General features: G+C 63.2%; 19 protein-coding genes. 7 read left to right on the plus strand and 12 right to left on the minus strand.

The window, feature by feature from the left end; translation table 11 throughout:
• Positions 1-25 precede the first annotated feature (25 nt).
• From QCE48_RS27215 to QCE48_RS27230, 4 genes are read right to left on the minus strand one after another with little or no spacing between them, the layout of a single operon-like run.
• Positions 26-346: a UxaA family hydrolase gene (locus QCE48_RS27215; RefSeq protein ID WP_309783642.1), complete on the minus strand. Its 321-nt coding sequence runs from the start codon at positions 344-346 to the stop codon at positions 26-28.
• Between the two features lies 1 nt (position 347).
• Positions 348-1,388, minus strand: coding sequence for an ABC transporter permease (locus QCE48_RS27220; protein WP_404982268.1), 1,041 nt, complete (start codon positions 1,386-1,388; stop codon positions 348-350).
• Positions 1,378-2,883, minus strand: a complete 1,506-nt coding sequence (locus QCE48_RS27225; RefSeq protein ID WP_309783643.1) for a sugar ABC transporter ATP-binding protein — start codon at positions 2,881-2,883, stop codon at positions 1,378-1,380. Before QCE48_RS27225 ends, QCE48_RS27220 begins: the two co-directional genes overlap by 11 nt.
• Entirely contained in the window at positions 2,880-3,905 is a 1,026-nt protein-coding gene (locus tag QCE48_RS27230) for a sugar ABC transporter substrate-binding protein (protein ID WP_309783645.1), read from the minus strand. The genes QCE48_RS27225 and QCE48_RS27230 overlap by 4 nt, the downstream gene beginning before the upstream one ends.
• Before the next feature lie 264 nt (positions 3,906-4,169).
• On the opposite strand from QCE48_RS27230, the gene QCE48_RS27235 reads away from it, so the two are divergent.
• Both QCE48_RS27235 and QCE48_RS27240 read left to right on the plus strand, forming a co-directional pair.
• The gene (locus tag QCE48_RS27235) at positions 4,170-4,970 is read left to right on the plus strand and encodes an IclR family transcriptional regulator (RefSeq protein WP_309783647.1); all 801 of its coding nucleotides are present in this window, start codon (positions 4,170-4,172) and stop codon (positions 4,968-4,970) included.
• Between the two features lie 90 nt (positions 4,971-5,060).
• Positions 5,061-5,606 carry a hypothetical protein gene (locus QCE48_RS27240; RefSeq protein WP_309783649.1) on the plus strand — a complete coding sequence of 182 codons (546 nt, stop codon included), beginning with the start codon at positions 5,061-5,063 and terminating at the stop codon, positions 5,604-5,606.
• Positions 5,607-5,657: 51 nt separating this feature from the next.
• Here QCE48_RS27240 and QCE48_RS27245 read toward each other — a convergent pair whose 3' ends face one another.
• The 4 genes from QCE48_RS27245 to QCE48_RS27260 form a co-directional block, all read right to left on the minus strand.
• Positions 5,658-8,084 (minus strand): GNAT family N-acetyltransferase, encoded by a 2,427-nt coding sequence (locus QCE48_RS27245; RefSeq protein ID WP_309783650.1) that lies wholly within the window; start codon positions 8,082-8,084, stop codon positions 5,658-5,660.
• Between the two features lie 247 nt (positions 8,085-8,331).
• Positions 8,332-10,857 carry a fimbria/pilus outer membrane usher protein gene (locus QCE48_RS27250; protein WP_309783652.1) on the minus strand — a complete coding sequence of 842 codons (2,526 nt, stop codon included), beginning with the start codon at positions 10,855-10,857 and terminating at the stop codon, positions 8,332-8,334.
• Between the two features lie 275 nt (positions 10,858-11,132).
• Positions 11,133-11,879, minus strand: coding sequence for a fimbria/pilus periplasmic chaperone (locus tag QCE48_RS27255; RefSeq protein ID WP_309783653.1), 747 nt, complete (start codon positions 11,877-11,879; stop codon positions 11,133-11,135).
• Between the two features lie 76 nt (positions 11,880-11,955).
• On the minus strand, positions 11,956-12,519 hold the full coding sequence (locus QCE48_RS27260; protein ID WP_309783654.1) for a type 1 fimbrial protein: 564 nt from the start codon (positions 12,517-12,519) through the stop codon (positions 11,956-11,958).
• 539 nt (positions 12,520-13,058) lie between these two features.
• Between QCE48_RS27260 and parA the strand changes: the two genes are divergently transcribed.
• Positions 13,059-13,721 carry a ParA family partition ATPase gene (gene parA, locus QCE48_RS27265; protein ID WP_309783656.1) on the plus strand — a complete coding sequence of 221 codons (663 nt, stop codon included), beginning with the start codon at positions 13,059-13,061 and terminating at the stop codon, positions 13,719-13,721.
• Between the two features lie 24 nt (positions 13,722-13,745).
• Entirely contained in the window at positions 13,746-14,810 is a 1,065-nt protein-coding gene (locus QCE48_RS27270) for a ParB/RepB/Spo0J family partition protein (RefSeq protein WP_309783657.1), read from the plus strand.
• Positions 14,811-14,843: 33 nt separating this feature from the next.
• Here the strand turns inward: QCE48_RS27270 and QCE48_RS27275 are convergent, their stop codons facing one another.
• Positions 14,844-16,196: a replication initiation protein gene (locus tag QCE48_RS27275; protein ID WP_309783659.1), complete on the minus strand. Its 1,353-nt coding sequence runs from the start codon at positions 16,194-16,196 to the stop codon at positions 14,844-14,846.
• Positions 16,197-18,033: 1,837 nt separating this feature from the next.
• On the opposite strand from QCE48_RS27275, the gene QCE48_RS27280 reads away from it, so the two are divergent.
• Positions 18,034-19,152, plus strand: coding sequence for a DNA-binding protein (locus QCE48_RS27280; protein WP_309783806.1), 1,119 nt, complete (start codon positions 18,034-18,036; stop codon positions 19,150-19,152).
• A gap of 66 nt (positions 19,153-19,218) precedes the next feature.
• Here the strand turns inward: QCE48_RS27280 and QCE48_RS27285 are convergent, their stop codons facing one another.
• Positions 19,219-20,229, minus strand: a complete 1,011-nt coding sequence (locus QCE48_RS27285; protein ID WP_309783661.1) for a site-specific integrase — start codon at positions 20,227-20,229, stop codon at positions 19,219-19,221.
• Positions 20,230-20,408: 179 nt separating this feature from the next.
• Between QCE48_RS27285 and QCE48_RS27290 the strand changes: the two genes are divergently transcribed.
• Entirely contained in the window at positions 20,409-21,839 is a 1,431-nt protein-coding gene (locus QCE48_RS27290; RefSeq protein ID WP_309783663.1) for a DUF2252 domain-containing protein, read from the plus strand.
• Between the two features lie 46 nt (positions 21,840-21,885).
• Here the strand turns inward: QCE48_RS27290 and QCE48_RS27295 are convergent, their stop codons facing one another.
• Positions 21,886-22,245: a DUF2471 family protein gene (locus QCE48_RS27295; protein WP_087628361.1), complete on the minus strand. Its 360-nt coding sequence runs from the start codon at positions 22,243-22,245 to the stop codon at positions 21,886-21,888.
• Between the two features lie 266 nt (positions 22,246-22,511).
• Between QCE48_RS27295 and QCE48_RS27300 the strand changes: the two genes are divergently transcribed.
• Positions 22,512-22,700, plus strand: a complete 189-nt coding sequence (locus tag QCE48_RS27300; RefSeq protein WP_309783665.1) for a CsbD family protein — start codon at positions 22,512-22,514, stop codon at positions 22,698-22,700.
• A gap of 175 nt (positions 22,701-22,875) precedes the next feature.
• Here the strand turns inward: QCE48_RS27300 and QCE48_RS27305 are convergent, their stop codons facing one another.
• Positions 22,876-23,481 (minus strand): XRE family transcriptional regulator, encoded by a 606-nt coding sequence (locus tag QCE48_RS27305; RefSeq protein WP_309783666.1) that lies wholly within the window; start codon positions 23,479-23,481, stop codon positions 22,876-22,878.
• Positions 23,482-23,589 lie beyond the last annotated feature (108 nt).

Genomic DNA, 23,589 nt, shown 5'->3' on the forward strand with positions numbered 1-23,589 from the left:
TGTTTTGCGTTGTCGGGGCGATGCTTTACCGCACGAATGTGTTCCCGGCGTCGTGCGTATAAGTGGGCAGGTAATCGCTGGCGAGATTGTGAGTATGCAAATGCTCGCCCTTTGCGACGTCGTGCGTGACATGCCCGATGACGGCGCCATACCGGAGCACTTTCTGATCGACCACGAGCGCGCACCGCGCGATCTTGTGTGCGAGATCGACGGCCCGCGCAAGCACGACGCTTTCGCCGTCGATCAGTACAGCCTCGCCCGCGGCGAGACGCGCACCCGCGATCAGACAATTGTCCTCGGGACTCAGCAAGATCAATCGCGGGTCGGTTTCGTTCATCGACGTCATCTCAGTTCTGCCCCTCGCCGCCCGCGAGCCGCGCCACCATCAGCGAGCCGAGGATGATCGCGCCGTAAATCGCCTGAATCCAGAACGACGGAACCTGCGCGAGCGTCAGCAAATTCTGCACGACGCCCAGCAACAGCACGCCGGACAACGCGCCGAGCATCGTGCCCTTGCCGCCATCGAGCGAAATGCCGCCGATCACCGCCGCCGCGAACACCGTGAAGATCATCCCGTTGCCCTGGTTCGCGTTGATCGCGCCGACGTAACCCGTCACGATCAGCCCGCCCACCGACGCGAGCACGCTGCCCAGCACGAACACGCCCCACGTGATGCGCTCGACGCGAATGCCCGCCGCGCGCGCCGCTTCCGGATTGCCGCCGATCGCGTACAGCGCGCGCCCGAGCCGGTGATAGCGCAGCATGAACGCGGCGACCGCGAACGCCACCGCTGCGAGCCACACGGACACCGGCAATCCGGCGACGAGCGTCGTCGCGAGCGTGAAGAAGGACGGCGGCATGTCGAAGAGCGTGCCGCCCTTGGTCGCGCCGACGAGCATCCCGCGCAGCACGATCAGCATCGCAAGCGTCACGATGAACGCGTTCAGCCGCAAACGCACGACCAGAAAGCCGTTGACGAAGCCGACGGCCGCGCCGACCGCGACGATCGCGAGCAATCCCGCCCACGCCGGCCATTCGAAGCCGAATCCCGCCGATGCCGCCGGCATCACGAGCATTGCGCCGACGGCAGGCGCAATGCCGACCGTCGATTCGAGTGACAAATCGAACTTGCCCGTCAGCACGATCAGCGATTCGGCCAGCACGACGAGCGCAAGCGCCGCCGACGCGCCGAGAATGCTGATGAGATTCGCCTTCGTGAGAAAGCTCGGGCTGACGAACGCGCCGATCGCGAGCAGCAACGCGAGCGCGGGCAGGAGCGCCAGGTCGCGAAAACGCGCGAGGTCGAGGCGCGCACGCCGCTCGCGCACGCCGACGCCCGCGCCTGGCGCGCTGCCGGCCATCGCGGCGCTCGGGACGTTATTCTTCATGGAGACTCACTCCTTCTACTGATGCAATCAGTTCATGGTCCTGCCAGCCGGCAGGAAATTCGGCGGCGACCGCGCCGCGAAACATCACGAGGACGCGGTCGCAGGTGCGCAAATCGTCCAGTTCGCCCGACACCACCAGCACCGCCTTGCCCTCGTCGCGCACGCGATCGACGACGCCGAGCAGCGCTTCCTTCGATTTCACATCGACGCCCGCCGTTGGGTCGATCAGCACAAGCACGTCGGGGTCGGTCGCGAGCGCGCGCGCCATCACCACTTTCTGCTGATTGCCACCCGACAGGCCCGACACCGCGTGCTCCGGTCCCTGCGTCTTGATGCCAAGCGCGTCGATCATGCGGCGACCGAACGCGTTCTTCTTCCCCGGCGACGCGACGCCGAAGCGCCCGAGCGTGCGCGCAATCGTCATCGACGCGTTTTCCGCCACCGATTGCGACAGCACGAGTCCCTCGCGATGCCGGTCCTTCGGCACGCAGCCGACGCCCGCGTCGAGCGCGGCGGGCACGTCGCCCGGCGGCAGCGCGCGGCCATCGACGCGAATCGTGCCCGCGCGCTGGGCGCTCAAGCCAGCGATCGCCTCCGCGACGCTCGTCCGGCCGCTCGATGTCGCGCCGGTCAACCCGACCACTTCGCCGCGCTTCACGCTGAACGACACGCCTTCGTAGTCCTCGCCGCAGAGCGCATCGACGTTGAGCGCGACGGGCGTATCGGCGGGCAATGCGGGACGCGCGGCGGCATCCGCGACGGCCAGGCCGCCCTGCTCGCCCGTCATCGCCTCGATCAGCTTTTCGCGCGGCAACGCGGAGACCGGCGCGCTCACGATATGCCGCGCGTCGCGCAGCACCGTGACCGCCTGGCAAATCTCGTACACCTCCTGCAAGTGGTGCGAAATGAACAGGAACGTCACGCCTTCGCGCTGCAATTCCTCGATGCGCCGAAAGAGCCGCTTGATTTCGTCGCCGTCGAGCTGCGCGGTCGGTTCGTCGAGGATGATGAAGCGCGCGCCGTATGACAGCGCCCGCGCGATCTCGACCAGTTGCCGCGCTTCCACCGTCAGATCGCCGGCGCGGGCGTCCTCGCGCACGTCGATCTTCCAGTGATCGAGCAGCGCGCGGGCGTCGCGGCGCATCGTCCGCCAGTCGATCACGCTGCCTCTGACCGGCTGACGGTTGATGAACAGATTCTCGGCGACGGAAAGTTCGCGGATGATCGTCGAGTGCTGGTAGACGCACGCGACGCGCTCGCGCCACGCGTCGCGGTCGGCGATGGGCGGCGCGGGCGCGTCGTTGAACCGCACTTCGCCCGTGTCCGGTTTGCGCAGGCCCGTGAGCATCGAGACGAGCGTCGATTTGCCCGCGCCGTTGCGTCCGACGAGCGCATGCGATTCGCCCGGCAGGACGCGCAGGCTCACGTCGTTCAACGCCGCCGTCGAGCCGAAGCGCTTCGTCAGATTGCGCGCCTCCACCACTGGAACGTTCATTTGATGGTATTTCCCCACAGCGACTTGTCGTCGACGTTCGCCTTCGTCACGAGCGGCGCGGGCAACTGGTCTTCGAGGATGCCGGGCGCGCGCTGCACGATCGTGCTGCCGTGATCCGTCGGGCCGGGCTGGAAGGTCTGGCCCGCGAGCGCCGCCTTGATATAGAAGAGGCCGTATTTCGCGTACAGGTCGGCGGGCTGCGAAATCGTCGCGTCGATCTCGCCGCGCCGGATCGCGTCGAATTCCTGCGGAATGCCGTCGTTGCTGACGATCACGACGTGCTTCGGATCGCCCGCCTTGAAGAGCATCTGCTTGCGGCGCAGCGTTTGCAGCGTCGGCGACAGATAGACGCCGCCCGCCTGCATGTAGATCGCCTTCACGTCGGGATTCGCGGTCAGCAGACTGTCGAGCGCGGTCGCGGCGACGTCGCCCTTCCAGGCCGCCGGAATTTCCAGCAGCGACAGACCCGGATATTTCTTGAGACACGCGCGGAACGCCTCGGAGCGGTCGCGGCCATTCACGGAAGCCAGATCGCCCATGATCTGCACGACCTTGCCCGACTTGACGTGCTCGCCGATGTAATCGCACGCCTTCGAGCCGTAGGCGCGGTTGTCGGCGCGCACGACCATCGCGACCTTGCCTTGCGTCGGCGCGACATCGACGGCGACGACCGGCACGCTCTTCGCCGACGACGTCTCCAGCGCGCGGCTGATCGCGGCCGAATCCAGCGGCCCGACGACGATCCCCTTCGCGCCGAGATTCAGCAGGTTGTTCATGTCGGTGATCTGCTGCGCGGGATCGCCGTTCGAATTGACGGGCGCGAGGATGTCGAGACCCATCTGCTTCGCGTAGACCGGCAGGTAGTTGTTGTACGACTGCCAGAACGGCGAAGTCAGCAGCGGAAGGCCCAAGCCGACCTTGCCGGCGTCGGCGGCGTGGGCGGTGGCGACCAGCCCCGCGCTCGCGGCCACGACGGCCGCAACGAAACGACGGGCCGTGGGTAGCCCCTTGATGAACGTCATATGCGTGTCTCCTGATGTGCTCGTTGGATTGCTATGGACTTCGGTCCAGTTCGGCCTTTTCACTCCGACCGTTCTTGCTTCGGGTTTGCCTTAATGCGCTCATTCATCAGTGAACGTATTATTCATATACGGATAAACCGAAGTCAAGGAAAGTGCGCTGCAGCATCGGTCGGTAGTTTCCCTAGCGCGCGGCGCCTGCCCGCCGCGCCGCGGACGGCTTACACTCGGCGCGGCCCAACAGAAATGAATCGACCCAGAACCCGAATGGACGTGGACGACACCAACGACGCCGACCGCTACCGCGCGCCCGCGCTGGACAAGGGGCTCGACATCCTCGAATTGCTTTCGGAACAGAAGGACGGGCTGACGCGCGCCGAAATCACGAAGCTGCTCGGGCGCAACGCAAGCGAGATGTACCGGATGCTGGAGCGGCTCGTCGCGCGGCAATACGTCGTGCGCTCGCCCGCCGGCGACCGCTATTCGCTGAGCCTGAAGCTCTATGCGCTCGCGCACCGGCATCCGCCGATGAACCGGCTGATCTCCGAGGCGCTGCCCGTGATGCAGCGTTTTGCCGATACCGCCGAACAGTCGGTGCATCTCGCCGTCTACGATCGCGGCAATCTGCTCGTGATCGCGCAGGTCGACGGGCCGGGGACGTGGGGCATTTCGGTGCGGCTCGGCTCGCGCGTCGGTTTGATCGACACCGGCTCGGGGCGCGTGATGCTCGCGTTCCAGAGCGCGGAGCAGCGCGAGCACATGCTTGCCGAACACACGAGGGTGAAGGGCGAACACGTGCTCGACCGCGATGTGCTGGACGCGGCCTACGCGCACATTCAGGCGGACGGTTTTTCGCGCAAGGACAGCCTTCAGACGGTGGGCGTGACGGACATCACGTTTCCGCTGCTCGGGCCGTCGGGTCAGGCGATCGCGGCGCTGACGTGTCCCTACATGCGGCGAATCGACGAATACGTCGCGCCGTCGATCGAGGACGTGACCGCGATGCTGAAAGACGCGGCGGCCGGTTTGTCGATGGCGGGAAATACGCCGGGACAGGAATCGGATTGAAGCGCGTCGCTGACGCGTTAGAATGGCGGCCCTCTCAAAAAGGCGGGCGGCTGTTTTAGCGGTCCGCCGCTTCCGACGTTAGCAATCTCAATGGCGAAACTCCTGTCCGATCCCGAATTCCAGCGCTTCACCGAGCTTCAGCAAAAGCAGGCGAGCTTCACGATCACGCCCGAAGAAGCCGACGAACTGCGCGACATCGTCGCTCGCGCGCAGAAAAAGCGCGACGACCGCGCGGCCGCGATGCAGTCGATCGAAACCTTCATCCAGCAGTTCGACATCGGCCCGGACGAGCTCTTCTCGCCCGAGCAGATCGGCGACGCGGCGCGCACTTACGGGCTGATTCCGGCCGCGAAGAAGGAACGCGCGCTCCCGCCGCAGCTCACCCATAACGGCAAGCCGTATCAGTGGACATCGCGCGCGCTGCCCGACGACATCCGCGTGCCGTTGTTCGAGGCGTTCGCGGCGGGCGCGTCGGTGAAGGGTTTCATCGCGACGCCGAAGGACGCGACGCGCTGCGCCGCCACCATCGCGCGGCTCGAACGCGAAACCGGCAGTACCTACGCCGACGCGTGGCTCGACGAACTGACGCTCACGCGTGCGCACATCGACGAAGCGCTCGCGAAGCTCGCGGCCTGATTTTTCTCGCAGCGAGACCAAAATCGCCGCCTTCGGGCGGCGATTTGTCGTTTACGGCGCCGCGTCGCGCGCGACGTCGGTTTTCGCGTCGCACAGACGCATCCGGAATCCGACGACGCCCGGATCTTCCGTCGACGTGACCTGGAATCCGGCGCGGCGCGCGAGTTCGATCATCGGCGTGTTTTCGCGCAGCGCCTCGCCGACGAGCCAGCGCGTGCCGCGATTGCGCGAATAGTCGATGATCCGCGACAGGAGCAGCGAGCCGAGTCCGCGCCCTTTCATGTCCGAACGCGCCGCGACCGCGAATTCGGCCGTCTCGTTATCCGGATCGGCGATCGCGCGCACGACGCCGAGCGTCTCCGTCGCGCCGGTCGAGTCCGGGCGGCATGCGATCAGCGCCATCTCGCGGTCGTAGTCGATCTGCGTCATGCGCGCGAGCTGCGAGTGGTCGAAGCTGCGCACCGCGCCGAAAAAGCGCAGGCGCAGGTCCTCGGCCGTGTTCGCCGCGACGAACGCGCGGTGCGCCGCTTCGTCTTCCGGACGGATCGGCCGCACGGTCAGGTTGAGGCCGCGCCAGTCGAGCGTTTCTTCGAGGCGGCGCGGATACGGCACGATCGCGAGCGGCTTGCGACGCGCGCCGAGCGTCAGATGCGGCTCGTGCACGGCGACCGATTCGCGCGTGACGCGCATCGTCATTTTCAGCGCGACGATCTGCTCGACGTCGCAGACGAGTTGCGAAAGCGAGGTCAGCGCGGCAAGCAACGTTTCCGCGGGCAGTTCGCGCGCACGCGGCGAACGCAGCACGAGATCGCGCGCGAGCACCGGATTGAGCGGCGGCAGCGCGAATTCATGCAGCGCGTCGGGCAGGCCGAGCGCGCCCTCGGCGCGAAATTCGAAGGCCGGACCGAACACGCGGTGATTGAGCAGCCGCACTTCGACCTCGACCGCTTCGTGACTGCGTGGTGGCGGCGGACCAGGCTTCACCACGATGCTGTAACGCGCGAGCAGCCGCGCGGCCCGCTCGCCGTCCAGTTCCGCGATGCCGCTCTGGAGCGCGGTGCACGCCTCGTTCTGCGCCGCCTCGATGTCTTCCGGGACGACGGCCGGCAGCCCTTCCGGCGTCTGCATCAGCAGTTCGCGGCCGAGCCGGTAGTCGACGAGACGCGCGAAACCGCGTGCAAGGCGATGCGGCGTCGTATGAACCGGGATGCCGTTTGCGTGCAGTTCGTCGCGCGTCGCCGCATCGACGCAACCGAAAAAACACGCCAGCAAACCGCGGTACGCGTGCTGCCGCGAGGCGATCAGCGTGCGCGCCACGTCGGCTACCGGCGCGCTGTGCGTCGGCGCATGGACGACGAACGCCGTGCCCGTCTCGCGATGCGCGGCCAGCGCTTCGAGCGCGACGCCGAAATCGGCGGGCGCGGCGGAATCGCCGAGCAACAGCGGATTGCCCGCCTGCGCGTGCGGCAGCGCGGCCGCGAGCGCGTCGCGCGCCGGCGCCGGCCAGTGCGCGAGGCTCGCGCCGGCGGCATCGAAGGCGTCGGCGGCCAGCGCGCCGACGCCGGGATCGCTCGTGATGACGGTCGCGAAATCGGCCGCCGCGACCCGGCCGACGCCGAGCGTTTCGATCTCGTCGAGCAGGTCGTCGAGCGAGGCGACCCGCACCAGGCCCGCGCGGCGAAACGCGGCGCCGTAGAGAGCGTCGAACGGATCGTCCTGACAGGTTCGCAGCACCAGAACGGGTTTGTTGCGCGCGGCCGCCCGCGCCGCCGACATGAATTTGCGCGCGGCCCGCACCGATTCGATCGCGAGCAGCACGGCGCGCGTCGTCGGGTCGCTCGCGAGGAAATCGAGGATGTCGCCCGCGTCGACGTCGGCTTCGTCGCCGAGCGCGACGACGCGCGAAAAGCCCAGACCGCGCGCCTGCGCCCAGCCGAGGACGCCGTTCGTCAGCGCGTTCGACCCCGACACCCACGCGACGCCGCCCGGTTTGATCGAGCAGGCGGGCGCGCCAAGGCACGCGCCGAGCGAGGGCGTCATCACGCCGACGCTCGCCGGACCGACCACGCGCAGCAGAAACGGGCGCGCGGCGGCGAGCGTGCGGGCGGTCCAGTCGTCGCGGTCGTGGGCACGCCAGGTCGCGGACGCGCCGGCGTGCCGCCGTCCGCCCGCCGCGCCGACAATGACGACGGCTTTGGTGCCGCGTTCGCCGAGCCGCTCGACGATCTGCGGCCACGTGGGCGGCGGCGTGCACAGCACGGCAACGCTCGGCGCTTCGGGCAGTTCGCGGACGTCGAAGAAAACGGGGTGTTCGCCCAGCCGCTCGTGTTTGGGATTCACCGGCCAGACCGGCCCGCCGAAACCGCTTTGCGACAGCCGCGACCACACCATCGCGCCGATGCTGCGTGGCCGCTCCGACGCGCCGACGACGGCAATCGACTTCGGGCGAAACAGGACATCGAGGTTGCGGACAGTCATGGTCGCTCCGGGCGGCAGATCGCGTGTGTGCGATCGGTTCGCCTAGGATAGGCGATTCCGGCGGGGCGCTCCATCGGCTGGATGGGATAGGAAAGTGAGGAATCGCCCGAGCGGTGCGCAGTTCGACGCGGGTGTAACGGTGGAGGCATCCGTATCGATTCTTAAACGGATCGTCCGACGCACGGCGCGCAGCAGCACGCGAATAGCGTTGGCTCAGAGCGACATATTCATTTGCACTCGAATGTCGTCAATGCGCAGACGTACTTACTTGCGCCTGCGCGCCGCTTTGCGTCATGAGCACCGGCCCGGAAATGCACTTCGACTCCACCGACAAATACGCTGTCGTCCCTTCGATCTGCTTCGGCAGCGTGTAGCTGATCTGGCACATCTCCTTCACGCCCTCGCCCCACGTCACGTTCAGCACGCCGCTGTCCTCGAGTCCGCGTGCGAAAATCCGGCTGCCCTGCCCGACGACACCCACCGACCGTCCCGCCACGTCTTCCACGCTCGCGCCGAAGGGCAACGCACCGCCGCCCAGCTTCGGCGCGCGGATCATCGCCGCGCGACCCGTCACCGTGTCGTACTTCAGCATCACGACCGATCCCGCGCGGGGCGCGACCTGCGCGGACGTCGACTTGAATTCGACATCCGTCGACGTGCCCTTCGGGTCGAGGTCCACGACGTTCATGCTGTACGGCGACAGGTACGGAATCACCGCGTAGCCATGCGAATCGATCTTCGTGCCGGGCGAACTCAGCACGTTTGCGCCCTTGGCCGCCGGCGCCTGCACGATGCCGAAGGTATCGCCGACCGTCTGCGAGAACGTCACGCCGCCGGGGTGCGCCACGACCGTGCCCGCCACGCCTGCCGACAGCTGGTTCACGCCGCTGCCGCCGCTCGCGGATGCATTGAACGTCGCGTAAGGCGCGCGATACGTGCCGCTCACGCCGGTCGTGCCCGAACTGGCGCCGGCGCCTGCGTTGTAGTTGCCGTAGCCGTTGTAGGAGAACTGGTTGAACTCCCCGAGCGAGCCGCCGATGTTCGCCTGCGTGTTCGTGGCGCCGTCGGAGTTGTGCGTGATGTTGGTCGTGAGCGTCGGTGCATGCGACGAGCGGCCGAGCGGCAAGGTCGTGCTCAACATGAATTCGTTCGACAGACGTCCGTCCATCGTGCGGGTGCGGCCCGCCGTCACGCTGTAGGTGCCGTACCTGAAGCTGTTCGTGTAACCGGCCTGATACAGCGTGTCGGTGCCGCTGCGGTTCCAGTAGTTCTGCGACGAACCTGTCAGATAGACCGTGCCGTGTTCGCCGAGCCGTTGGTTCACGGTGATTTGCACGCGATTACGCTGGCGAAAGAGCGCGTCGATGTCGCCGCCGCGATGCGCGATGTCGCGCACCGATGCGGCGTCGTTCAGGCTCAGGAAGCCCTTTGACGAGAACCGGTACGCCGCGATCGCGACGTTCGTGTCCGTCGGCACGAAGGCTTTGCTGTAGCCGAGGCGCAGACTCGCGCCGTGCATCGACGGATTATCGGGGACGTCGGTCTGCGATCCGGTCACGTCCATCGAGAACGCGCCGACGCGCGTGTTCAGCGCGGCGCCGAGGTTGACCGCGCCGTAGCCGGTCGAGGCGACGGCGCCGCCGTATGCCGTGACCACGTTGGTCAGGCCGCGCTGGATCGTGAACTGGCCGAAGATCGGCTTGTCTTCGAGTGAATCGTTGCGCAGTGCGCCCGCCGTGGCGCTAAAGCGCGTCACGCCCGGACGCAGCAGTTGCGCGACCGACGCGAACGGCACGGTGAACGTCTTCGTGCGGCCATCGGCTTCCGTCACGGTGACGACGAGATCGCCGCCGTAGCCGGTCGAATAGAGATCGTTGATCTCGAACGGCCCGGGCGCCACGTTGGTTTCCAGCAGAACTTGGCCGTTCTGACGAACGGTGACGCGCGCATTCGATTCGGCCGTGCCACGCACGACCGGCGCGTAGCCGCGCAGCGATTCGGGCAGCATGCGATCGTCGGTGGCGATCTGCACGCCGCGAAACGACACGCTGTCGAAGATTTCGCCCGTCGTGTAGGCATCGCCGAGCGTCACCTGCGCGCGCAGTTTTTCGACGTCGCGCTGCACGTAAGTGGCGATGTTGTCGAACTGGGTCGAACGGCCGACCGTCGAAGTCACCGACGATTGATGCCGGAAGTGCCACGCGCCGACGTTGACGCCCGCGTTCAGGCCGAGGTAGCTCTGCGTCGAGTCGAGTCCGGAGCCGCCGGTGCGAAACGTATTGGCGTTGTAGCTGAGGAAGCCGGCGTTGACGCCCTGATCCCACAGGTCCGGCGAGACATAGCCGCGCGCCGAGTTGCGCATGTACGCCTGCGGCACGCTCACGTCGAGGCGTTGTTCCTCGAAGTCGAAGTCGACGCTGGCGCCCGGAACGACGCCACCGATATCACCGCATATTTCCGCCTCGGCTGCGGCCGCGTTGGCGTGGCCGGATGCCGCATCCGCTTTGCCCAGATCGACGCCGATGCGTTGCAGCAATGCGCGGCTCAGGCAAGGACGCGCGCCTGCGCCGCCGCCCTTCGACGCGAAGCGAATCTCTTCCCGCGACACCCGCGCACCGTTGACGGTGAGCTCGACCATGTACGTCCCCGGCGACACGAGGTTGCCCCGCGTGAAGCGACCGACATCGACGGACTGACCCGCTTGCGTTCGCAGAAATGTATCGTCGAACTGCACTTCATCTGCGGCGCCCGGCCGGGTCGTGTCTGCGTTCACATTCGCTGCATTTGCTTCGGGCAATGCGGCGCACGTCATCATCACCAACGAGATGGCGGCCAACGGCTTAAGGCGAAAAGCGACGTCGTCCTGATTCGAGATGCGGGATGGCGGGGATTTCATGGTCAAGCCTGCGATCATTCGGTGAAAATCAGGCGCGAGTTGTCCCAGCGGACCGCCTGATGCGGTCCGCGCTGTAAGCGCGCTGTTTGTTGCGCCCTGAAAAACTTGGGCGCTTTGAGGTGCGCCGCCTGAGCCGGCGACGACACGTTGACTTATTCGCCGAGGGACGCTTCGTGCGGCGTTGCGCCGCCGTAATCGCTGATCGTGATGAATTTCACCTTGGCGCCTGCAGGAATCGCGGTGAGATGCTTGACCGGAAACACGGCACTGCTCTTCGGTCCAACCATGCCGCCCGCTTCATTCTTGAAGGTCTGGTCGCCGCTCACCACATCGATTTCACTAAACGACACGTGATAAGCGCTCGGATTCGCCGCGGCCACCGCATACCCTTTGTTATCCGGAGCAGGCACGATTTTCCATGTCAGCGTCTGGGCCGCATCGGCAGGCGTGCCGGGCAAATCCTTAGGACGTGCAAATACTTTGATGCGCGTGCGGAAAGCGAACTGGAGCGTGTTCTCCTCCGTGCCCGGCTTGGCTTTGGGCGGGACGTCGAGCACATTCAGCCAGAAGACCGATTCGCGATCCTTAGGCAAGGCATCGCCGGTGTACATCATGCGCAGCGTCTGCGCCTTGTGGCCGTCCATCCGGAAGATCGGCGGTGTCAGCACGAAGGGCGCGCTGGCATCGTCGGGCTTCGCGTTGGCGTCGCCCGAGTCCATCCAGACCTGGACGAGCGAGGGTTCGGCCCGGTCGTTGTCGAGCTTTACCGTGACTTCGCGATTCTCAAGGGGATACACCACGCGCGTGCCGCCTACCGTGACGCTGGCCGCGGCACAGCCTGCATACAGCGCAGCAACCACGCCCAGGGCACATGCCATTCGAGTAAGCAACTTCATCATGTATCTCCGTGAAAACCTGTCTCTAAATTTAGGGGAAAACCGGGTATCCGCGATGGCGGATACCCGCTGATAGTGCTTACTGGTATTGCATCGTGTACTGAACCGACGTCTTCACTTCGCCGGCCGTCGCTGCGCCCGTCGCGATGTACTGGGCGAAGTACTTCATGGTTCCGGAGCCGCTGCTGATGTCCACACCATCGGTCGTGAAATCATTGTTGACGCTGGTGACGACGTTGATCGGCTGAAGCGACGCGTTCAGTAGACGCACTTCGACGTTCGTGGCAGGCGAGTTCGTCGACTGGTTCGCGAGGTTGCCCGTCGCTTGATTGACGGTCGGACCATTCTCGAAGTGGGCGAGTGCCTTCGTGCCGCTCGTGCAGCCGGTCAGCGCGAAAGTCAGATCGGTTGCCGCCGACGTGCCGGCGGTCGCGCCGGTTGCGCCGAGCGTGCGCTTCGAAACGGTCGGCAGCGTAATAGCCTTGTTCACTGCGCCGCCGGCTTGCGTGTCGATCGAGCACGTCGTATCCGACACTTGGCCGGTGAAGCTGATCGTGCCGTCGGCAGCTTGCGCGCCCGTCGATGCGAGTGCGATGGCGCTAAGCGCCGCAATACCGGTCAGCGTGGAGATAAGGGATTTCATGACAATTCCAAAGAATAAATAGCGAAGTAAGGAAGGTTATTCGCGGCAGCTCAGCCGGATATGACTTATGCCGCAGCGCAGTCGTGCACCTTTTTGCCTTCAGCTTTACCGCTCGGAAGGAGCGAGGGTGTTTGTCTGCGATGACCGGCATCATACGGAGACTATTTCGGGATTACCCTGAGATAAGTCCGAAATTACAGATCGACTGGCTTTTTTCTTCTGAACCTCTGTTTCGCGTCAACGATTTTCCCGGAGCGCGCAGGACGCGCTTGGCTGGCTCATATGCTGCGGACGCTCCGCGATGCTCGCGAGACTTTATGCGCATAAAGTTTCGCGCCGGCCCGGGTGCCGAGCCCTCGTTAGACTCGTGGCGTGTACGCGCGGAAGCGGGCGTAGAGGGGATATGTCGTCGGCTCACCACAATCCTGCTTCCAAAATCGTCCGAATGGCTAACGCGCGCCGCTTTATCACTTTTCTACTTAAAAAATATAAACATTCAAAGTAGAATTCTTTTGCCTCAAAAAACAGGAGTGAACGACGTGGCAGCGGAAATCATTGCGATCACGCAACAGAAGGGCGGGGTCGGAAAGAGCACGATAGCGATGCACCTGGGTGCTGCTTTTCATGAAAAGAAGAAGCGCGTCCTGGTCGTAGATGCGGACGGGCAAAATACCTTGGTCCACTGGACAAGCGCTTCGTCGGAAGGGGCCGGCGGCATCCCGTTCCCTGTTGTCAATCTTTCCGAAGCTGGCGGACAGATCCATCGAGAGATCAAGAAGTTCGTCGGCGACTACGACATCATCGTGGTCGACTGCCCGCCGTCCATCACTGAGAAAGTCTCGGGTGTTGTCCTTCTTGCCGCCACTGTCGCGGTGATTCCCACGTCGTCATCACCCGCCGACTATTGGTCGAGCGTCGGTCTGGTCAAGCTCATTCAGCAAGCACAGGTGATGAACGAAGACTTGCAGGCGGTCTTTCTGCTGAACAAGACGGAAGAGAAGCGAATGCTGACGCGTGAGCTCAAGGTGGCACTCGAGGAACTCGGTTTCCCGCTCCTTAAAACGCAGATACCTACGCGCGAGTGCTACAAACAGGCGATGGCACTCGGCCAAACCGTCCTTCAGATGACAGACCGCGGTTCGCGGCTTGCAGCCGCCGAAATCCGAGCCTGTGCCGACGAAATTCTCGCGATGCTCCCCTGACTTTATGCGCATAAAGGTCCCTGAATGAAACCGTCCCAGTTCGCCAAAGGCTTTAAAGCCAGACCCGATACCACGAGTAGTGAAAAGAGAACCGCTCTGGACCGCCTGAATGCCATCGATGGCATTGTGAGTAACGAGCAGGTCAATCAGCCTGCCGCCAACGGTCGCTCAAGCGCCTTCACGCCGGACCAGGACCCGGACTCGTCAGCGATTCTCGAATCGGACGAGTTCAAAACGTGGCGTCGTTCGAATCGATATGCCGCCGGGCAAGTCATCGAATTGCCTTTAAAAGCGATCAAGCCAAGTCCGTTCAATCCGCGTCATTTTTATTTGAAGGCGTCGATTGCCGAACTCGCCGTGAACCTCGCGAAGCAAGGTCAGCAGCAAGCCATCCATGTCATTCCTGACTATGAAAGCCCAGGCACATTTTTTGTCAGCGACGGCGGGCGACGTGTCCGCGCGCTGAAAGAAGCGAATAAGGAAACCGTGAAGGCGGTGGTCGTCGACCTCCCGATTGGCATCGAGAGCTACAAGCTCGGCTACGACCTGAACGTGCAGCGGGATTCCCAGACGGTGTTCGACAACGCAATCGTCTGGAAGCGATTCCTCGACGATCAGCACTTTCAGAGTCAACGCGAACTCGCGGATCATCTCGGCCTCGACGAATCCACCATTGCGGTTGCTCTTTCAATTGCGAAGTTGCCCGAGAACGTCATGCACGAAATGGTGGCAAGACCCGATCGATTCGGTTCGAACATGGCATATCAGGTGACGCGGTACCACACGGCGCGCGGCACAGACGCGACCCTGCGGCTCATCAACAAGATTCTCTCCGACGATCTAAGCACCCGCCAGGTGGCAGACATCGTGAAAGGACGAGCGACCGCGCTGGACGCACCCAAAGTGGCGGGACGCCAGCGATACGCGCAGCGACTGGAGATCAAGCTCGACGGTATCTCGGTCGGAGACCTGAAGTCGTATGGCGACGACCGGCTCGAATTGCGCCTGCGCGGCTTGTCAAAGCAAAAGCGCGATGAACTGCTCGAGCAAATCGAGCAGATGCTGCAATCGAACGCAGCGAAGCAATAGGCAAGCTTAGGTTTTAGACATCACGCCCGCCGATCAGGCGGCGCGTGATTGATTGAGCGTGAAAGCGAGCAGATCGCCATCGGTGGGTTCTCCCCACGTCTTCCGGGCGAGCCAGTCAAAGAACGACGTTTCGGCCAGCTTCGACTCCAGTCCTCGCTTGCGCCAGTCGTCGCGCATATGAGTGCCGAGTTCGGGCAACACATCTTCCTCGAACGTCTGGCGCGCGAGTTCCCGTTCTTCCTCACCCTGTTCGTCGTAGAGCGCCCGCGCCTCCTTGCGACGATAGGCCGAAAATTCGCTGAGCAGCCGAGCCTTCAGGTCGTCCGCAGGCGCACCGCCGTTGCGCGCGGAAGCCGCGGGGACGGCCGGCAGCGCCTCGACCGGCGGCGCGTAGCCCTTCTTCAACGCATCCTTGAAGAGCGCAGCCGCGCTGCGCACCGGTGGCAACGACGTGCTCCGCATGCGCTGTTCGGTCATCTGGAGCGCCGCACGGATCCGATTTTCTTCGCTGTCGGCGTAAAGTGTTTGCGCGTCCTTCAGCGAAATGCCGATCTTCACCATGCGATCGACGAGCGTACTGTCGAAGACGTTCGGATGCTCATCGAGCGCCAGCATCGGCTGCTTTTGCTCCGTCACACGAAACTGAATCTCCGCCACTCGTCGCCCTTCGCGATGCTCGATCAATTCGACGACGATATTCGTGACAGCATTCACTTCGGCGATCGCCGGGCGCAGATAGTCGCGCTTGAAGTACTTGTATTCGCGCTTCGCCTCATCGCCGGCTTCGGTGTCGGGCGTCCCTGACAAGATCGGCCGCCACCATTCCCACGTCTCGCGCATCGTAAGGTGGCTTGGATTCGTCAGATAGCGCACGCAAATTTCGTACAGCGCCAACCCCGCGCTGCTGCGCAACTGACTCTGAAACTGCAGGCTCAGGCGCGCATATTGGACGGGGTCGAGCAGTTTCTTTTTGATTTTCGGCGCGAACGAAAACTCCACCCACACGCGGCGCGTCGCCGGATCCTCGAGAATTTCCGCATCTGCGATCAGCGTCGAGATTCCCCACTTGCGGCCCGGCTTTTGACTCGACGTACCGGTGCTCCATTCGACCTGCACCGAGACCATGCGTCGCAAATGTTCTTTTACGAGCGCCGTGTCGTTCGAATCGAACGCAGAATTTGCAACGATGTCCGACAACAAGGCGCGGTATGTGTCGCCCGATTCGTCGGCCTGCTGCGCGACGGCGAGAAGCACGTTGAAGAGCTTGCGCGTGAGCAGCGTGATTTTCCCGCTTTTCGGCTGGATCGCGATGGCCTCGACGGCCTTGCGCAACTCTGCGGAACTCGGGCTGACTACGTCGGTTTTCTTTGCGCGCTTGGTTGCCATGCGTCAGGCCAGATGGATTTTGCGATGAGGATACTGATTGCGGTGATGTCCGTCTAGAGGTGCACTCTCACCATCGTGCGGTGAAGTGCTAACTGCCGTATTGCCTCACTGCGGTGCGCTCCCGAAAAGTCTCACCGCTCACCATTCACGCACCACTCGGATGCTCAAGTTCCACGCGGGTAAACGGATTGCGCTCGGTTTACCGCTTTCATTACGCCCTCGTTTCTTCTCCCGAAAAGCCTCACCCGAAATTTTTTTGATCTTCTTCTTGTTGTTGTGGCGCTGGCACAGGCTAAGACAGCGATGCGGATGGTCAATTTACGGGCGTTTTTCCGACTCGCTTCGGAAAACTGCCTTGGATCGAAAAGATAGCTGCGCATCCGCTCCCGAAAACTCTCACCTTTCCCTGCACGAGCACCGCAGAGCATGGTCTTCCTGCCCGCAGCCATTGGGCGCGAAGCATGCGCGCGATCCCGAAAAACCTCACCTTTGCGATCCGAGGCAGCGGCGGATGATGTGGAAGATGCCCTGGTGTGCTCCCGGAAAAGCTCACCTCACGGGCTCGCGCCCGAAAATGGCTCTATCTTTCCGGTGCTTAGACGGGAAACCTGTTTCGAAGCCTCGAAGGATGCGTTCCCGTAGATTCTCACCTTCAGAGCTCGTCGTGCGAACCAGCGGCTCATCTACGACACGTGGGCCGCCCCCGAAAAACCTCACCTTTGCCAAATCGACCCCAACCTGGATTCGTGTAGACCATTGATTAATAGCCTTTTTTTTGTCATTCGCAGGCCTCTGCATGAAGTTGCCCCGTCGTGTGCGCAACGCGGCTTGCCGCGCGTCTCCCGCAAACGCTCACCTCAAGACTTGTTCTCGAGGACAAAATGAGCGGCCTCGCAGGCAATAACACTTCCCGTAAAGACTCACCTTGAGGTCTGTCTAGGGCGATTTTGGCGTCTTCCAGCGTGAATTTTGTCTACCTCGCACTCGGATGCGCTACGCGTAGCAGGCCAGTTCCCGCATTCCCTCACCATACTGAGGAATTTGGCACGAAAATGCTCGGAAACAGTCTTCGGGTCCCGTATAAGCTCACTCGGAATACCATTGGTGACCCGTAAAGTCTCACCTATAGGTAAAATGTACCTAGTTTAGAGCCGAAAGAGCGCGAATAAGTGTGTCCCGAAGAAGCTCACGTTTCGCGTCAGGCCGATCTGATTCGGCCCTTGCACCGCCTCGCTCTGCGCGCGCGCGTGTCCTGCATTTCCTCACCGACGCGATCGTGGTCCTCCTGAACGCACTCACGATGTGTCCCGGATATCCTCACACGTATCCCTGAACCCCGTCACCGATGCTTCCCGCACTCCCTCACCATGCCTCCCGAAAAGCTTCACCTTGCATGGCGCAAAGCCCCGTCCCATACGGGTTTGCGGCGGCGTTAACGTCTTTAACAAGGGTTCAAAGGTGTTTACTTCTAATACTCTCAACCGAGTCGACAGTGCACAGCTGAGAGATCCGCCAACGAGGAAACACGTGAAACATCCGGAAGATACAGATGGATCGACAAATTGCGAATACAATCATGAGGTTAGACACCAAACTTGATTATGTTTCACGGAATCATGGTCTGAGCGTCGTAGAATCTCCGAAAATGCATCGCACCCGCGTGCCGTACATTGCTATGATCGAAGCAACGCCAAAAATGTAACGAAGAATACGTAAAACGTTAAGATCTCTCCGGCAAAATCCCGAACTCATCCAGATGAACACCGTAGATCGCGACAAACTACGTCATGAAATCGAAGACCTGCGGACAAAAGGCGCGCGCCGGCGAGAACTTTCCATGCACGCGTGCGAGCGGTTGTTCTTCGATTTCGGAATCCGACCGTCCATCGCTACCGTTCGCGACTTCACGCAGACTGGCAGCGCGAGCGATATCCCCAAAGACATCGAGGCGTTCTGGGCGCGTGTCCGTTCCGCGTCCCGCGTTCGGATCGAAAGCGGCGCGATCCCGGAAGCATTGCAGGAACGCGCTGGAGAACTGCTCGGCCAGCTCTATTCGGAAGCCCAGGAATGCGCCCGCGCTGCGCTCGCAGTCGAACGGCAGCACATCCAGTCGATGGTTGAAGCGACCGAAAGCCGTCTGCATGACGCGGACGTCCGGCACGCCGCGATCGAAGAGGCTTACCAGCGCAGCGAATCGCGAGCCGAGGCGTCGGCGTCGCGCATCGCCGCCCTGCAAGCCGAGTTGACGGCGTTGCGCGGGCACGAAAGTCACGCGCACCACGGCTTGCAAACGCTGATAGCGCGGCTCGAACGGGAAAACGAGGCGCTCTCGAAGCGCATCGAACAGGAGCAGACCGCGAACGCCGCATTGCGCGACCGGCTCGACGCCTTGCAAACCGAACTGCGCGAGAACACGGAACACTACGCCCGACAGATCAAGGACGCCGTCAGCGAGGCCGAACGCCGCGTCAAGCCGATGCTGGTCGAACTTGATTCGCTACGCACGATGTCCGCGACCTACCAGGCCGGCGTGCGCGACGCCAGTCAGAAGGAATTCGAATTTATTCAACAACTTAGCGCGTCGAAAGGTCGTGCCGACCGGCTGGAGATCCAGGTTCGAAAGCAATCGGACGAAATCGATGCGCTCGCCCTCGAGCGCGACGCGTTGCGATCGCGGGGCGCAATGAGCGATGAAGTCGGCGGCACGCTTTGCGCGCTCGCCGCTCAGGGCCGGCTGTCCTCGGACGAACTGACAACGCTCGGCACGCTCGCCGATGCGTACGTCGCGCTTCCCGCGCGCTGTCCGGTCTGCGAGGTGGGCGAGCCTGAATTGTCGCGGCATGAGGACGAATTTGAACTGTCTTGCCCGGAGTGCGAGCACACGTCGGGTGCATCGTCGTCGAAACTGGCCGCGCTGGCCGGTTTCGGGAAGCCGGCGCGAGCCGAAACGTCCTGAACGGTCGGAAAACGCGAAAGGTGAGGGTTTTCGGGAGCAGCCGCCCAAGCGCGATGACGCGCGGATTCACGCGCTTTTCTCGTCGCCGCTCTCGCGTGCGCGGGCGATATCGCGCTCCCGTATTTCCTCACCCATCCAGTTTTGCCAAGCCCTGTGCAGCCGATGCGAGGAAATCGGCTGCTGAAAGCCGAGCCATTGACCGACGTGCTCGGCGTCCGTGCCGCCCTCGAACAATTCCGCCGCGAACGTGTTGCGCAACGTTTGCGGACTGGCCCGCGCGGTCCGTGACGCGGCAATCCCCGACGCGTCGATGACGGCGTCGATCGCGCGAAGCATCGTCGCTTTGTGCATGGGCCGGCCGGAGGGCGCGGCGGGGAACAGCAGATTGCCCGCGATGCCGACCGTCTTGCGCTCGCTGATCCAGTTGTCGAATAGCGCGATGGCGAACGGCGCCAAGCGTGTTTGACGCACGAACGCCGGGTTTTCGGCGTCCATCGTGAGCCACGGTTGGCCCCACGTATAGCAACTAACCGTCAACGCAGCGGCTTCCCCGGTCTTCACGCCTCCTCCGAGAAACGCGGCGACCAGCGCGCGATCGCGCCGCTCGCGCCAGCGTTGCCCGTTCGACAAGTCGCCGAGCGGCGCAAAAAGATGCGCGATCAGCCGAGCCCGTTCGCCATGCGCGAGAAAACCGGTCGGCTCGTTTTCGCGGGCGTCGCGCCACGGTGCGTCGCCATCCTGAGCGATGAAACGCGCTGGGTTCGTCGACGCCATTTCGATCTCGCGAACGTGGTCGAGCACGCGCTCGATCAGCCGCAGATAGCGCACGCGCTGGGGCCGCCGAATGTCGAGTTGCGTGACGAACTCCTCGATGACTTGCCGTTCCACCGTCCGCAGCGTCGTGCGCCTAACCTTGAGCCAGTCGAGAAACAGTCCCCATTGCGCGCGATACACATCCGCCGACGAAGCGCGGAAGTCCTGCTTGGCGAGCCACGCGTCGAAGGCGATCTGCGGATCGGAATGCCAGTCGGCGCGTTGCCGGTCGAAGAAATCGGACGAGTTCGGATTGTTCGGCACGGGCGGATTCCGGGTTCGGTTGAATTACCGTTAGTTGCTCCAGGAAGCTTCATTGTTCCGCTTCATTTCGTCAAGTTCGTCGGATGGCACACGATATTTTTCCTTGTGCGTCGCACGTAATCGGATACTGTCCATTCGACGGTTGCCTTCCAGAACATAAGCAAAACAAGGAGCGAGCCATGTCCGCTTTGCCGATGGGTGAAGAACGCCGGGCGCGCGGACGGGCCGCGCGTCAGCAGGCGCCACGCAGCACGCACAATGCAATCGGCGATGTCGATCGCGATCCCGTCGAGTTGCTGAAGCACAGCAGCGCCGGGCGCGTCGAGGCGCTCGTGCCGCTGCGTTACGGCCGAATGCTCGTGTCGCCGTTCACGTTCTATCGCGGCAGCGCCATCCTCCAGGCGCACGATCTGGCGGGCACGCCCGACAGCGGCATCCATCTGCAAATCTGCGGCGATTGCCATCTCTCGAATTTCGGCGGATTCGCGACGCCCGAGCGCTCGCTGATCTTCGATCTCAACGATTTCGACGAAACCGCCATCGGTCCGTGGGAATGGGACGTCAAGCGGCTGGTCGCGAGCTTCACCATCGCGGGGCGGCACCTGGGCCACGGCGACGCGGCCGCGGACGAATTCGCGTTTTGCGCCGCCGAAAGCTATCGCACGCGCATGCGCGAGTACGCGGACATGGGCGTGCTCGATCTCTGGTACGAGCGCATCACGTTCGACCGGATGTACGACGCCGTGCAGACCGATGACGCGCGCCGTCGCATCAAACGCGGCGTCGAACGCGCGACGCGTCGCACGCACGAAACGATGCTGCCGAAGCTCGCGGACCGCACCGAGCACGACTGGCGGATCCGCGATGCGCCGCCGGCGATCTTCCATATTGGCGGCAAAAACACGCTGTTCGATCAGAATGACGATGTGATGTCTCTCACCGCTCATCGCGACGAGATTCTGGCGCCCGTGTTGAGCGAATATTTCGCGTCGTTGACGGTCGAGCGCGCGGCGCTGCTCAGGCAATTCACGATTCAGGATCTGGTTTTCAAGGTGGTCGGCGTGGGCAGTGTCGGCACGCGTTGCATGGTGCTGCTGCTCATCGAGCCGCACGGAAAGCCGCTTTTCCTGCAGTTGAAAGAAGCGTCGAAGTCGGTCGTATCGATGTTTTTCAAAGGCGTCCGGGACGATCCTGCGGATCCGTCGCATGCCGGGAGGCGTGTCGTTCACGGCCAGCGGCTGATGCAGGCGGCGACCGATCCCTTTCTCGGCTGGTCGACCGGCCCGCTCGGCCGTGCACTCTATGTGCGCCAGCTGCGCGACATGAAGATATCGGCGGAACTGGAGACGTTCGGCGTGGACGCGTTTCGCGATTACGCGGCGCTGTGCGGATGGGGGCTCGCCCGTGCGCACGCGAAAGCGAGCGGTTGTGCGCTCGAAATCGCCGGGTATCACGGCTCCGGCCAGCGCATGGCGGACGCGCTCGTGCGCTACGGCCGCGCCTATGCGGACCAGGTCGAAAAAGACTACGACGCGTTTCGCGCGGCATGTCGCGACGGACGACTCGAAGCGCGCTCGGATGCCGACATGGCCGCGGATTTCGCGCCCTGAACGTCTTGAACGCCCCAAAGCACGCGTGTCGCGTGTTCGCTTCGTCTCAGTGCCCCGCCGCCAGCGCCAGCTTCGGCTTCCCGTGTTGCGCGGCGCGCTCGTAGGCATCGACGGCAAACGCGAAAACCGCCGGCAGCGCGTCGGACGATCGAAAATCGACGACGTCGTCGGTCTCGGGATACTGGAACGCGTCCGGACGCGCGAACAGTTCGCGCAAAGCCGCTTCGTGCCGGCCGGCGAATCCGAGGTCCGCCACCGCTTCCCCTTCGATCGCGTGCAGCAGTCGCCACGTGAGCGGCACACCCTGCTCGATGTAGCGCGCCGCGATCTGGCGGGTAATGCGCTCGAGATCACGCACTGCCCGGGCAAACTGCTTTTTGTTCAGATTTTCGCCGTTCGAGTCCATCTTGTTCCCCTTCTACACGTCTTGTGTACTGTACATACATACAGTATTTGTGGCAACGAGATTAGCGTCGCTCTACTCACGCGGTCTGTATGTGCGATTCCGCCTACGCGCTTATCAGACATGCGCGGCTATGCGCGCCGCGCCACGGAGCGCATCGTAGAGTCATGTTCGGCGACGTCTTCACGGACGCTCCCGGCGAGGCGCGACAGTGTCGGGGCGCACTGCGCCAAGCGCCTAAAACCCGATGCACTTCAAGGAGATCGACGATGAATAAGGATCAGACGGACGGCGTACTGAAGCAGGCGAAGGGCAAGGTCAATGAGGTTGTCGGCAAAGTCACCAATGACCCTGCGCAAGAAGCCAAGGGCGACATGCAGCAGGCGGCCGGCAAGGTACAGAAAGGAGTCGGCGATGCACGCGAGGACGTGAAGGACAGCGTGAAGAAGAACCCGTAAGGGTCGTGACGAGTTGTTCGGCCGCCTAGCCGTGGCCTGAGAGGCGGGATACGTTTAACGCGTGTCCCGTTTTTTTTGCGTCGTTCCGCTCCGCGCTGACGGACCCCTGAAACTTTATGCGCATCAAGTTTCGCTGCGCTCCGGCCGGCCCGCGCGTGTTGCCACCTCGCGACGTTCACCCGTGAATCACGACCAATAGCGCTTTCGCTTCCGCTCGCCCGACGTTGCGGATCGCGTGGGGTTCGTCGGCGGCATAGCGCGCGGTTTCGGCTGCCTTCACGCGCCGGGTCGTCCCCGATGCATCCACTTCGATGGTCCCATTGAGCACCGTGAGATGTTCGCGCGTGCCGGGCTCGTGCGCATTGGAGACGAGCGCCCCGCCCGGCTGCAGCGTCAGTTCGTACCATTCGAATTTGCCGGCCAGCTCGATGGGTCCCCACACGCGCAACCGGTATGCGCCTTCGTCGCCGCTCAAGGTCGGGATCTCGTGCGGTCCCGCGACGCGAATCGTGTCCGTTTGCTTCTGTTGCGCGAACAGCTGATCGAGGCTAATACCGAGCGCGTTCGTCAAACGCCAGGCCACCGCGATCGTGGGATTGGCTTTGTCGCGTTCAATTTCCGACAACATCGATTTCGATACGCCCGCTGCGCGCGATAAATCGTCGAGTGTCAATTTTCTTTCGTTGCGCAACCGCTGTATTTGTTCGCCGACCCGCGGCGGCGCCGCAACCGTCGGCGGCGCCAGCGCGCCTGCTTTCTCTCTCGTGCCCGAGCTTGCCATCGAAGCGTCTATCCCTTAGAGTGTTCGGTATATCGGAAATAAATTCGAAATATCGAATATGTCCATCCGGACGGATCGACTATAACAGGCTTGAGGCCCCGCGTAATC

This window comes from Caballeronia sp. LZ024, from assembly GCF_031451455.1.
Taxonomy (GTDB): domain Bacteria; phylum Pseudomonadota; class Gammaproteobacteria; order Burkholderiales; family Burkholderiaceae; genus Caballeronia; species Caballeronia telluris.

Bases quoted from the DNA above. Each gene is read 5' to 3' on its own strand.
- QCE48_RS27230 (WP_309783645.1), bottom strand. From the start codon at position 3,905: ATGACGTTCATCAAGGGGCTACCCACGGCCCGTCGTTTCGTTGCGGCC.
- QCE48_RS27305 (WP_309783666.1), bottom strand. From the start codon at position 23,481: ATGGCAAGCTCGGGCACGAGAGAGAAAGCAGGCGCGCTGGCGCCGCCG.
- QCE48_RS27260 (WP_309783654.1), bottom strand. From the start codon at position 12,519: ATGAAATCCCTTATCTCCACGCTGACCGGTATTGCGGCGCTTAGCGCC.
- QCE48_RS27255 (WP_309783653.1), bottom strand. From the start codon at position 11,879: ATGATGAAGTTGCTTACTCGAATGGCATGTGCCCTGGGCGTGGTTGCT.
- QCE48_RS27240 (WP_309783649.1), top strand. From the start codon at position 5,061: ATGGCGAAACTCCTGTCCGATCCCGAATTCCAGCGCTTCACCGAGCTT.
- QCE48_RS27270 (WP_309783657.1), top strand. From the start codon at position 13,746: ATGAAACCGTCCCAGTTCGCCAAAGGCTTTAAAGCCAGACCCGATACC.
- QCE48_RS27215 (WP_309783642.1), bottom strand. From the start codon at position 346: ATGACGTCGATGAACGAAACCGACCCGCGATTGATCTTGCTGAGTCCC.
- QCE48_RS27225 (WP_309783643.1), bottom strand. From the start codon at position 2,883: ATGAACGTTCCAGTGGTGGAGGCGCGCAATCTGACGAAGCGCTTCGGC.
- QCE48_RS27280 (WP_309783806.1), top strand. From the start codon at position 18,034: ATGCACGCGTGCGAGCGGTTGTTCTTCGATTTCGGAATCCGACCGTCC.
- QCE48_RS27245 (WP_309783650.1), bottom strand. From the start codon at position 8,084: ATGACTGTCCGCAACCTCGATGTCCTGTTTCGCCCGAAGTCGATTGCC.
- QCE48_RS27275 (WP_309783659.1), bottom strand. From the start codon at position 16,196: ATGGCAACCAAGCGCGCAAAGAAAACCGACGTAGTCAGCCCGAGTTCC.
- QCE48_RS27295 (WP_087628361.1), bottom strand. From the start codon at position 22,245: ATGGACTCGAACGGCGAAAATCTGAACAAAAAGCAGTTTGCCCGGGCA.
- QCE48_RS27220 (WP_404982268.1), bottom strand. From the start codon at position 1,388: ATGAAGAATAACGTCCCGAGCGCCGCGATGGCCGGCAGCGCGCCAGGC.
- QCE48_RS27290 (WP_309783663.1), top strand. From the start codon at position 20,409: ATGTCCGCTTTGCCGATGGGTGAAGAACGCCGGGCGCGCGGACGGGCC.
- QCE48_RS27235 (WP_309783647.1), top strand. From the start codon at position 4,170: ATGGACGTGGACGACACCAACGACGCCGACCGCTACCGCGCGCCCGCG.
- QCE48_RS27300 (WP_309783665.1), top strand. From the start codon at position 22,512: ATGAATAAGGATCAGACGGACGGCGTACTGAAGCAGGCGAAGGGCAAG.